Origin of the sequence: Halanaerobium saccharolyticum (assembly GCF_003053565.1) — a bacterium.
Classification (GTDB): Bacteria; Bacillota; Halanaerobiia; order Halanaerobiales; family Halanaerobiaceae; genus Halanaerobium; species Halanaerobium saccharolyticum_B.
The window spans coordinates 1-12415 of the sequence record NZ_QAXS01000057.1; the positions used below are offsets into that span (position 1 = coordinate 1).

The following is a 12415-nucleotide window of genomic DNA, read 5'->3' on the forward strand; positions in this document are numbered from 1 at the left end:
ATGACTTTTTTATTCTGCAATAATAGGGAATTTTAGTTTGCAACTTTCGGGAATACTACTTTGCAATTCCCGGTAATTTTAGTATACAACAAATAGTTAATCTTGTTAGCTTCTTTTAGTAATTCTTTGATAACTTTATAGTCTCTTTTTATTTTTTCAAGCCACTCAGAAGCTCTCATTTCTTTTAGATTGAAGTTTATTTTACCCTCAATCAATAAATCCATTTCTTCTTCAGAATATTCTTCTTTATTCAAATCTAAATCTATTTCTTTATATTCTTCTCTATTTTCCTTGTAATTTTCAATCTTGTTTATTAGATTTTCATGCTTTTTCGCCAACCTTTCAAAGGTTAGCCTAAAAGAATGTACTGAACTTTCTAATCTTTTTAAATAATTAGTTTTAAGCATCAGTATTAAATTTTGCTCTCTATCTGCTTGACTTAGTATACCTGTACCCCCTTTTACTATGGTATCATGTTTTTCTGCGTATTCTTCTTGGCTTAATTTTCTAACAAAATTTGAAGGATAATATATACTCAAATCCATTTCTAATATCTTATTGTTAAGATGTTCATAATTCATGACTTGATTAGATGTATCCAATTCAGAGTATATTGATATAGGTTTTAATCTTTTTGGAAATTTACCTATTTTATTGATATCATAATATTTTTTTATATGTTTTCTCGACCTTGATATGGTATATTCATCCAATAATCTAAAAAAGTCGGAATCCATTTCTTCAACAAGATTTATTTTTGAACCGTTGTTTTTTTCTTCAGCCCATTTATCAAAGTTTCTTTGTGCTCTTTTTACTACTGAAGATATTCTATCAATATTCTGCTTGTTTAAAGCTTGATCATCTTCTTTTGTAATAAAGTTGATTTGATTATGCAAATCACTTAGATCATTGTTTATTGGAGTAGCTGTTAACATTAACACTTTTGTGTTTTGTCCAGCTTTAATTATTTTATTCATTAATTTTTCGTATCTTGTTACTCTATTTTTTATAGCTCTGTTGTTTCTAAAATTGTGAGATTCGTCTATTACTACTAAATCATATCTTTCCCAATTTATTTTTTCTAAAAAATACCCATTAGCCGCTCTACCTTTATCTCTAGACAAGTCTGTATGAAAGAATATGTCATAATAGAATTTGTCTTCAATCAATATATTGTCATCCACGGTTCCTTTATATGTGTTCCAATTTTCATATAGCCTTTTTGGGCATAAAACTAAAACTCTGTCATTTTTCATTTCATAATATTTTATAACCGCCAAAGCTTCAAATGTTTTTCCCAACCCCACACTATCTGCAAGAATACATCCATTATGCTTTTCTATTTTACTTATGGCTGCTTTAACTCCATCTTTTTGAAAATCATATAGCATATTCCAGATTTTTGTTTCTTGAAAATCTTCTTGTTGAGTATATTTTTCCTGATTTTCAACATATTCTTCAAAAATTTTGTATAGTGTGAATAAATAAACTATTTCAGGACTGTTATCTTTATATAATTTATTTAAATATTCTAGTACCTGGTATTTTACATCTTCGACTAATCCTGTGTTATCATTCCAAATGGAATCAAACCACTTTTTAGATTCATTAACGTCTCTTTGATCTGAAAGATATACATTTAATTCTATGTTGTGACTATTTTTAAAACCCAAACCACTGTAAGTGAAATTTGAACTGCCTGTAATTGCTCTTGGGTCTCTTCCTGGTTTTTCGATATGATACATTTTCCCATGTAAAAAATTGGGTTTTACCATTGATTTTATATTTACTTTCTCTTCTATCCATTTTGCACATTCTTTTGCAACCTTTTTTTGTTTTAGTCTGTTTTTTATTGTTATATTAGTAGAATTATCTTCAATAGTAAATTCTTTTGATTGCATTTGGTCCAAATCCATGTTTTTTATAAAACTTGGCTCTCCAAATAAAAAGTTTAAACTTTCTATATCATCAAATTTTTCTTTCAACTCATAATAAGCATAAATCGTAAAATATGCTGATACTATGGACAATTTTGATCCCTCTTCAATATTATCTTTTAAATACTCCCACATCTTTTGATTTTTGTTATCGATTATATTGCTGGTGTTATTCATCTGACCACCTCATAGACATATTATTTACTTTGATTATACAACAAATTGATGTAAATAAATTAATCAATTGATATATGAATAATTTATAATACTATTTATTAAAAAATGATATAATTTTGATGGAGGTGGCATTATGGTTGATAAAAAAGAATTAAAAGAAAAAATAGATAAATTACCAGAAAATACGTTAGAAGAAATCTCCGATTATATAGATTTTATAATGTTTAAAAAACACAATAAAATTCAAGATATTACAAAAGCAAGCGAAAAAAGCCTTGCAAAAGATTGGCTAACAAAGGAAGAAGATGAAGCTTGGAAAAATTTATAAATTAATTCTATAACGCCCTTAGTGGGCGTTATTTTTTTATGTTACAAAATAATTAGTGGAGTGCACCCCATATTTAATTGAAGCTTTACATAAATTACTATGTTTTTACTGTTGACATAAGGTTTACTTCACGAACTATAATAGTAGTGAAAATATAAATACTTACTTCTAAGGAGGAGTTATTATGACTAAAAGAAATAACAAAATACCTAGTGCAAATGAAAACATCATGAACCAATATTCTAACGTTGCTGCTGAATTAATGAGAAACTTTTAATCACCCCAAATTCCCTGAGTAATTTTCGATAAATTATAAGTGCCTGCTTTCGCAGGCACTTTTTTTATGAAATTCAATACATATTATTTGGTTTTTAAATTAAAAACTATCATTTTATAGAGCTATTTAATCATATAATTTAAAAAATTTATCAATATCAGCAAATTCTTTTTCAGGTGGTTCGTTGGCTGGTTTTCCAAAAGGCATCTGTGCAATCATTTTCCAATTAGAAGGAATTTCCCATTCTTTTTTTACTCTATTTTCTATAACTTCACTATAGTGTTGAAGAGATGCCCCAAGTCCTTCTATTGATAAGGATGTCCAAACATTATATTGGAGCATTCCAGATGATTGTAATGACCAAACAGGGAAATTATCTTTGTACAAAGGGAAGTCTTTTTGAAGTGATTTTACTACTTTTGTATCTTCAAAAAATAATATAGTCCCATATCCATTTTTAAACGAATCTATTTTATCGCTAGTGTCTTGGAAGTTTTCCTCTGGAACTATCTTTCTTAATTCTTCTTTTGTGATATCCCATAACTTGTCATGATTTTCACCTAATAACAAAATTGCTCTTCCATTATGAGCATTAAATGCAAAAGGGGTATGTTTCAAAGCGTATTCTATAATATTTTTTATTTTTTCATCTGAAATCGTTGATTCATTTGTTATAGAATATCTACTTCTTCTCTTTTCAATAGCTGTATAAAAATCTTTTACCACAATTATCACTCCTTGTATTGTTTAGCAACATTTTCAAATAAATTTAATTTTTCAATTAAATCTTTTTTATCATTGTTATCTATTTCTTGAAAAAGTTTTGATAAATATTTTTCGTGTTCTTTAAAAACTTTTTCTATAAAAATTCTACCTTCTTCAGTTAAATCAACATAATATATTCTTTTATCTTCATTGCATCTTTCTCTTTTTATATAACCTTTTTTAATAAGTTTAGGGTATTCGGATTTTATGGTGGAAAAGGGCCTATAAGTTACTCTTTTCCAATTTCTTAATAAGTGTGGAAAAATCTACACCATAGTTGCCTGTTTTGTCTCGGTCTGTTATTTGATACGAATTGAAACTATCGTATAACATAGCTTTGCTGAATGCACTTGAATTAAATCGTGGCTTCCTCTTTTTATGGAGCTTTTCATTAAAAATTATTTTAGCTCGTAAGGCTTCAAATGAGTACCCTCTACCCATTCGTTCTACTTGCCTAATGATGCTATTTATAGACTCTGTATAAGCGTTAGTGAGCCTTTTATCAAAGTAATTGAAGATTTCATCCTGCCAGTTGTCTACGGCTCTTAATAGGTCTTTATAGGCGTTTTTAGAGTTGCTGGATAAACAGCATTGTCTCCAATACCTGTAACGATCTTTGGCTTGCTCAAGGTCATCTGTATCCCATATCAAGTAGAACTCTTCTTTAAGTTCGTAGGCTTCTTTTAGTTCAGGTAAATTACTTAACCAAGTATCCAAAAGGAATGAATCTCGTTCATTCAAGTCATGCTTTCGTTTAAGAAGGATATACCTCTCACGCATAAGGGTACGACTTTCTTTGGCTGTCATATTGGCTTTAAGAGACTTCCTAACACTATCCAAGGCTTGATTAGCCATTCGGACTACATGAAACTTATCTACAACTACTTTAGCGTGAGGTATAACTGTATTAACTGCGTCTTTGTAGGGCTTCCACATATCCATTGTGACATATTCGATATATGTATTGTCTTTAATTTCAGAAAGGCGTTGAATGACCGTATCTTTGTTACGATTGGGTTTTATGTCATATATAGTTCTACGTTCTACATTGGTCAATACAAGACGAGGTTTCTTGATAATGTGTATTTCGTCAATACCAAGCCATTTAGGAGTTTCAAACTGATATTCACGTTCTTTTAATGCCACATAGTCTTTAAAGATGTTCCTAACAGTTTTCTCGTCTACACCAACACTTTCAGCTACGTCTACGAAGGTCTTAGACAGAGATTGTTCTTCAATAGACCTTATAAGCCTTTTAGTCATACTACGCTTTTCGTCAATGGATATAAGGCGTTCCCAAAAAGTTGTGCCACATTCACGACATTTATAACGTCTGCGGTTTAATTGTAATCCTACTCGCTTTAAACGAATAGGCAGATCCATGATTAGTTGCTTTCTTGATGTATGTTTATATAGCCTGTCAAAGCCACATTGAGGGCAACGTACTGGTGGAAAAGTTGCTTCCACTTTAAACATCATGTCGGATTCATTTTCTTGTGGTGGTTCTATTGTTTTAAGATCTGGTAGTAATAATAAGTCTGACATATTGTTCATCCTTTACTACTCCGTGTTTTTCAAGTATAGATTTGATATCAAAATTAAAATTGTTAAATATTTTTTGTGACCACAAATGCTCTTAGAACATCCCATAAAGCATATACAATAGGTGATAGGAAAATAGTTTGGAAAATTCCTTTTGTAGAGTTTGCATTAAATAATGCACCCTATCGTTGGATAGCCTATGTACAAAAAAGGTTATCCTATAGTTGCACAGGATAACCTTCATTATTATTCAATTATGCAGTTGCACAGCTACAATCTTTGCACTCGCAAACTTCATCAGTACAATGATCTGCACATTCTTGATTACAATAAACTTTTCCATCAACCTCTACTTTGTTCTCACCAATAAGACAATTACAGTTAGAGCGTGCACATTTTTCCACTTTGAATCTCCTCCTATTTTGGTAAATCTTCTGTTAGGCACCATCCTTCGTGTAAAAGGCTGGTTACACAAAGATCAACAACTCGATACCGAATAAAATTTCCCTCACGAGACGAACGAACAATGCCCTTATCATCTAATCGTTGAAGTTGGTTAGAGATGGCTTGAGGTTTCATTTCGAGTTGTTCAGCCAACTCAGTAACGGATATGTTTGGTGTTCGATTCACTGCGTGTAATATCCGAAGCCTCGTGCCGTTTGAAAGGATTTTAAACGTTTCGCTCAATCCCTCCGCATAATCTATATCCAACAAAGGACGATCCGTTAGCTGAGGTTTAGGTGTATAACAATTTTCTTCCATTATTTCCTCCTCCATTTCACAATTACAATATATAGTGTAATTATTCATATGTCAAATTGCATTTCTTTGGAGTAATCCTGAATTATTCATACCTCTAAATGTGGATAACTATTTCTATTAAACTCACTGCTTTTTTAGACATTTTTAAGTATTAACTGTCTATCATGCCACTTTATATCCTTCTCGATTAGATCGAAAACAAAAAGATGGAAAAAAGAGTATAAAGACCCCTTGGTCTTACAATCGTCAAAAAATTAATATGATCTTCTGGAGTAGCTAATGCAACAGAACCAGCTGTTGAATATTCTCCAATATTGTCCAGAACAGTGAAGAGAAAACGTAACCTGTGGACAAGCGGACTTTTATTTTACGCGCATGTCGTGTCAGCCTTCCAGCAATGTGGAAAACTTTAAACCGAATAGTCGCCACCGTTGATTTTTTCTCTTTATCTGGGAATGTTAGCTCTTTCATCAAATGAATGACTGTATAGGCAATACAACTCATCATCATGCGAGCCTGATTCGCAAGAAACGTTGAACTATCGGTCTTGTCGAAGGAAAAACCATGTTTGATTTCTTTGATATAATTTTCCATTGTCCCTCTCTTTTGGTAGAGCTTGTACACTGTTTGGGCAGGTATATCAACGAAATTTGATACGATAAACTCAAACGTCGTAAATAAGAGTTCGCCAGCTTCTCGAGTGGCCTTTACAGCTACTTTACGAACCGTTTCCCAAGATTTAGCTTGATAATCAATCTTGAAATACTGTGATTCTTTATGTGTAAAGTCTGTATCTGGTCCGTAAAGGACCTTTTGTTGAGCCATGTTCTTCAGTCGTGCATTGACTTTTAAACGAATAATATACTTCACTTTTTCTTGCTCGCATAACTCATAGATCTCAGGTTTGGCAAAGCCACTGTCCCCTCGGACAGTTAAAAACATATCGCATGAGTGCTGTTTGTGTTGAGAGATGATGTCTGCTAAAAAGACTTCTGCATTGTTAGACGTGTACACATTGCCCGGACGAAGTTCGGCACCCAGAAACAGACCAGTCAGTCCATCAAAAGCCACTAAGGGATGATAACCCGTTGTTCCGTAGTGAGTATTGAAATCAGTCTGTTCTTGTTTTCCGAAGGTGTCTGAGTGAGTAGAATCCACGTCAATGATCATATGCTGTGTATTTTTTTGGCCGATATAGATAGTGGTCAATGCCTTGGCAATTGATTGAAGTTGAACGATATTCTCCTCCGACAGTTGATGAATAAAACGAGAAACCATCGACTGTGAACCTAAGGTCGTTTTATTTAGCCCCTGCTGAAAAACTGGATCGTGACGTAGCCAATTGGCTGAAGAATCCGTTGAGTAACCGGCTATTAACTGCACAAGAACCTGCATAAATAAATCAATATAGTCATGTGTACAATAGTTTCTTGAATCGTCAATATGCAATAACTCGTTAACCAGCTCTTTGAACTTGATCTTATGAAAAAATTCAAAGAGTAAAAGGAGACCGGAATCATTGGATAATTGACCGCCATCGTTTGACATAACCAAATGGGGATTGAATTGTAGTTGCTTTTCTTGTAAAGTTGACATTGAGCACACCTCTTGTTTTTGTTGTTTTGATCGACTTTACAATAACATAGAGTGTGCTCTTTTTGTATATTTTTTTCTTCACCCAACGGGTGAAGAAGGAATAGAGTGATAAACCTTATCAAAGCGGGATAAATGCCTGTTCTGACAAGGTACTATGAATTATTCAGGGTAATTCCATTTATAATTAATATCGTAATAATTAATCCAGTAATCCCAACACTAGTTGCACTATATATCCAAAGTTTTGCTCGATTAAACTTTAGTGCTTTAGCAATAACACCTATTGTCCAAACACCTGCTAAAGGAGTTAACAAAAGTATAACCCATGCACCATGCTTTTCTATGCGATTCTCCCATTTTCCATTTAGACTTTTTTCCATGATTTTTTTCATGAAATTAAATTTCATTAACCATTCATAGCATATATCCACAAACGGAATAACCATCCAATTTCCTAGTGAAGCCCATAAAAAAGCGTCAAACCAATTTAGCCCGGCTGCAAAACCTGCAGGTATTGCAATATAAATTTCAAAATAAGGAAAAAAACCTATGAACCAAGTTGAAAATGCTGCTCCAATATACTTAATAATTTCCAAAATTAAACCTCCAATCAAGTTTATTTAATTTTTAACTGCAAACACCTTTCCAAAAATATCTCCATAAATGATTCAATTTTTCATTACAATTTTGATTTGCTAATGAATCAATATATAAGTTTTCCAACAACATACGATATACACTTATGGCAGACGTTATCTCTTCTTCTGCCAACATTTTTTGTTTAGCACAATCAATAAAAATTCGTGATACTGTGTCGTCAATAAAATTATCATATTTTGCTAATAATTTATCTACAAGCGACAACAATTCACTGCTAGATAAAATTGCAACGCGCTTGCTGAAAGCTATCTCATCAGCGGTTAAAAAATCACTTTCTAGACAGACAGTTTTAAGCAAAATAAAAAGTTGTTCATCTAATGGTTTATCCCTCTCTACTTCAAGCAATTGTTTTATAGCAACGATACATTTATCTAGTATTTTTTCACAGGCAATAGTAAATATTTCATTTTTTCCACTATAGTGGGTATAAATAGAACCTTTCTTTATGCCAACTTGCTTTGCTAGATAGTCAACAGAAGTTCCTTCAAATCCATTTTCACCAAAGGATTTTATAAATTCTTCAATAATTAAATCTTTTGTTTTCATAATTCACCATCCTTAATACTAACTACCGGTAGTTAGTATTTTATACTAGGTGATTCCATTTGTCAAGTAATAGTGGTGATTTGTATGTGTCAATACTTTGGCGGAAACTTTTCTCTAGAGATGGTAACTCTTCAATTTTAATATTAAAATTGCTCATTCTGTGTGTTTCGTTACCCAAACATTTTCTTCAGTTGTCCCATTGGACTTGATGTGGAACTATAATTAGCTATTTCACCCATTTTAACCCCTATAGAAGGACGATGAATCTTTTTCAAAACAGCTCTAACAGCCCCTTTAAATTCAGGGACAATGGTTTGTTCAAATGCAGGTAGTTCCGCTCTCAAAGCTTCTAAAAGAGTTCCGTTTTTACGAGCTGAAATAATGGAAGCTAAGTTTCCAGCTCCTTTGGCTGAAAATCCACGCCCTTGGCGTTTCATACGGTAACTGTAGGGACGATGATTACTTTCACAAATACCTATTCCATTTTGGACAGGTAAGTCTCGCATTTTCAAGGGACAAATACTTTCCCAATTGCGTTCTAAATAAGCCCCTAATAGACGGAGATGCTCTTCTTTCTCAGTTCTTGTTTCTTCATCTTCTATGCGACTTTCTGTCGTCGCCAATACGCTAAGAACACGTTCTTTATCATAGGCACTCACAGCTTTTCTCATTTCAATAATCATAGGCTTATCAAAACTTAACCGTTGGTTTATTTTTTCATTCACATGGTAGGGATCTCTAAAGTGTTCATGCTTTTTGCATTTTCCAATAATCTGCTCAAATTTATCTTTTTCATACCCGCTGCCGCCATCACTGTTGGATACGATGATTGTTTCCCGAATATCATACATCGCTTCTAACCACTGCCCAGCTCGTTTAAAGGCTTCTTTACTAGATACTGTACTTTCAAAAACTTGGGATCCAATAAGGACTGGTCGCTTTTGTTTTCCTACGTACGTCACACCTTCATGAAATTGAACACGATGAAGCTCAGGATTTTTCTCGCCTCTTCCTTTTAGTAATAACCCGTCGCCTTCAATAAACAGCACAGGCACTTTCCTTTTTTCTTTTTGGGGTGTTTCAATATGACTCGGAGCTTCATCCGTCCATTTTTGAACTTTCTCACCTGTTTTTTGAACCATTTTATGAACGGTTGTATGACTTACTTGAAGCGGAGTTAAGAGGTTAATGGCATCAGCCGCCTTGCGATACACACCATCGGAGGCAACCTTAGCGGCTTTCATTTCAACTAAAGGTGAATAGCGAATATACTCTTCTAAGCCGATGGCTTCATCTAATGGTACAATGCTTTTTTCGCCATCTTTTCTCATGCGTCGTCGCCTAATCTCAACAGCCCCGTATGAGAACTGAACGGTACGTTTCATTGTTTTCTGTATATCGTATCCTTTTTCTTTATAAGTATGAATTAATTCCAAATCAATCATCTCGATTGCTTTGGAAACCAGCTCACACATGACTTTTGGAAGGTATTGATCTAATCGTATTTCACTGTCTAATAATGTTTCAGAATCCTTTAATATACTGGCAATTTCTGCTATAATTTGATTCATAAGAAGACCTCTTTTCTGGATTTGTGGTTATCTCTAGATTAAGGGTCTTCTTCCTTTTTGTCTACTTTAATTTCTTACCCTACTATTTTACTTTCCGACAACTATTTTACACATAGTTCTTTGGATTATTCTACATTAGTCAATGGAATATCACTTGCATTGTTTTTAGTTCTTATACCTTCTTTTTTCCATTGATATCTACGAAGGAACATTGCGTTTGCAATGATAATCAAGGCACTTCCTTCATTTATAATTAAACCTAATGTAAGAGGCATGACTCCGATCAAGGCAGTCACAACAAGGAACGCAACTATCGCTAACGAAATAGCAATATTTTGGTCTATTTTAGAAACTGTCTTTTTACTTAATTTTAGTGTATATACTAGTTGATCTAAATTATCCTGCATTAAAGCAATATCTGCTGTCTCTAGTGCAACGTCTGTTCCTTGAACTCCCATTGCAATACCTACATCAGCCTGAGCCAGTGCTGGTGCATCATTTACACCATCTCCTACCATCGCTACCTGCCCATACTGTTTTTGCAATTCTTTCACTGCGTTAATCTTATCTTCTGGAAGGAGTTCTGCTCTTACTTCATCAACGCCAAGTTCTTTACCAATTGCTTCACCTGTTAGTCTATTATCACCTGTTAGCATAACAACCTTTTTCACACCAGCTTCTTTCAAACTTTGAATAGCTTGTTTTGCATTTTCTTTGGGTCTATCAGCTACTGCAATCATCCCAAGTACTTCATTGGCAGTTCCTAAGAGCATGACAGTTTTCCCTTGTCCTTGCAGCTTTTCAATTTGCATGACGTGGTCTTTATTTATGTTTACTTTTAATTCGTTAAACAAGCGTGGATTTCCAATGTAGTAATTATTTCCGTTAATCTTACCTTTTGCCCCACGACCTGTAAGTGAATCGAATTCTTCTACATCTGGAATTGTAATCTTTTTGTTTAATGTTTCTTCCATAATCGCATCAGCTAAAGGATGTTCGGATTGTTTTTCAAGCGCACCAGCAATCTCCAATAATTGCTTATTTGAAAGGTCTGATACCGTTACAAGATCCGTGACCGAAGGCTTTCCAACTGTCAAGGTTCCTGTTTTATCAAATGCCACAACTTGAGTACTACCAGCTGATTCTATATAAATACCGCCTTTAACCATTACTCCACTTCGAGCTGCCGTTCCAATGCCAGTAACGACTGCGACTGGCACAGACAGTACTAATCCACAAGAACAAGAAACGACTAGTACCACTAAAGCTCTATATAACCATTCATCAAAAGGTTGACCAAAGAAAAGGGGAGGTACAATAGCCACAATGATCGCTAATACAAACATGGCTGGCGTGTAAATGGCACCAAATTTCTCACTGAACCGCTGTCCTTTCCCTTTTTTCATTTGTGCGCCCTCTACTAATTTAATAATTTGGGCTAGGGTTGTATCTTGAGCAAGTTTAGTCACTTCTATTTCCAATGCACCACGTTCATTTAATGTTGAAGCAAATACCTCATCTCCTAATTGTTTTGATACAGGTATTGACTCTCCAGTAATGGAAGCTTGATCAACTGTAGTTGAACCTTTAGTGACTACACCATCAACTGGTATTTTTTCTCCGGGACGTACCAGAACGATATCTCTGATTTCCACTTGTTCTGTCAATATACGCATTTGACGACCATTTCGAATGACTGTTGCTTCACTAGGGGCTAATTCAACTAATGCTCTAATTGCATTTCTGGCTTTATCTGATGCGTATGATTCCATTAATTCACCTAAAGAGAAAATAACGACAAGCCCCGCAGCTTCTCCCCATAATCCTAGATAAATAGCTCCAATTACTGCCGCAATATGCAATGTATTAATGGAGGGACTTCCATTTCTTAATTCAACCCATGCACTTCTTGCTGGATAGATCCCTCCAACAACAATTGCAATACTATATAAAATAATCGCCCACATTTCAGGTAGACCGAATCCAATTTCTGCAATCAGTGTAAATGCTGTGACGGTTGCGGCAATAATCAACAGTATTGTCCTTGGGTGTTTATACCACCTTGTATTCATTTCTGTGTTCCCCTGAACTGACCCCTGTCAAGTAGACAGATAAAAAAATAAGTTTTTTTGAGACTAGAATTATCTAGTCTTTTTTTAATATATAGGAAATTATGCTTTTGCAGGAATGTGGATAAATTTGTAGAAGGATAAAAATATTATGAGCCCAAAACAAAGAGGAAAGCACATTAAAG

At 33.9% G+C, this 12415-nt stretch carries 10 protein-coding genes; 1 reads left to right on the plus strand and 9 read right to left on the minus strand.

What is annotated here, in order from left to right; genetic code table 11:
- Positions 1–32: 32 nt before the first annotated feature.
- Positions 33–2114 carry an SNF2-related protein gene (locus tag C8C76_RS14295; RefSeq protein WP_108142827.1) on the minus strand — a complete coding sequence of 694 codons (2082 nt, stop codon included), beginning with the start codon at positions 2112–2114 and terminating at the stop codon, positions 33–35.
- Between the two features lie 133 nt (positions 2115–2247).
- Here C8C76_RS14295 and C8C76_RS14300 point away from each other — a divergent pair, with 133 nt between their 5' ends.
- Entirely contained in the window at positions 2248–2442 is a 195-nt protein-coding gene (locus C8C76_RS14300; RefSeq protein ID WP_091404759.1) for a DUF2281 domain-containing protein, read from the plus strand.
- A gap of 403 nt (positions 2443–2845) precedes the next feature.
- Here C8C76_RS14300 and C8C76_RS14305 read toward each other — a convergent pair whose 3' ends face one another.
- The 8 genes from C8C76_RS14305 to C8C76_RS14345 form a co-directional block, all read right to left on the minus strand.
- A complete protein-coding gene (locus tag C8C76_RS14305; RefSeq protein ID WP_108142829.1) occupies positions 2846–3445 on the minus strand; it encodes a nitroreductase family protein in 600 nt (199 codons plus the stop codon).
- Between the two features lie 261 nt (positions 3446–3706).
- Positions 3707–5029, minus strand: coding sequence for an ISL3 family transposase (locus tag C8C76_RS14310; RefSeq protein WP_009384779.1), 1323 nt, complete (start codon positions 5027–5029; stop codon positions 3707–3709).
- 414 nt (positions 5030–5443) lie between these two features.
- A complete protein-coding gene (locus C8C76_RS14320) occupies positions 5444–5788 on the minus strand; it encodes an ArsR/SmtB family transcription factor (RefSeq protein WP_070466883.1) in 345 nt (114 codons plus the stop codon).
- A 276-nt stretch (positions 5789–6064) separates the two neighbouring features.
- The gene (locus C8C76_RS14325; protein WP_070466885.1) at positions 6065–7384 is read right to left on the minus strand and encodes an IS1380 family transposase; all 1320 of its coding nucleotides are present in this window, start codon (positions 7382–7384) and stop codon (positions 6065–6067) included.
- A gap of 152 nt (positions 7385–7536) precedes the next feature.
- On the minus strand, positions 7537–7980 hold the full coding sequence (locus C8C76_RS14330; protein WP_032490933.1) for a small multi-drug export protein: 444 nt from the start codon (positions 7978–7980) through the stop codon (positions 7537–7539).
- A 31-nt stretch (positions 7981–8011) separates the two neighbouring features.
- On the minus strand, positions 8012–8590 hold the full coding sequence (locus C8C76_RS14335; protein ID WP_032490934.1) for a TetR/AcrR family transcriptional regulator: 579 nt from the start codon (positions 8588–8590) through the stop codon (positions 8012–8014).
- A 170-nt stretch (positions 8591–8760) separates the two neighbouring features.
- Positions 8761–10161, minus strand: coding sequence for an ISLre2 family transposase (locus tag C8C76_RS14340; RefSeq protein ID WP_091404659.1), 1401 nt, complete (start codon positions 10159–10161; stop codon positions 8761–8763).
- 125 nt (positions 10162–10286) lie between these two features.
- On the minus strand, positions 10287–12233 hold the full coding sequence (locus tag C8C76_RS14345; RefSeq protein ID WP_091404662.1) for a heavy metal translocating P-type ATPase: 1947 nt from the start codon (positions 12231–12233) through the stop codon (positions 10287–10289).
- Positions 12234–12415 lie beyond the last annotated feature (182 nt).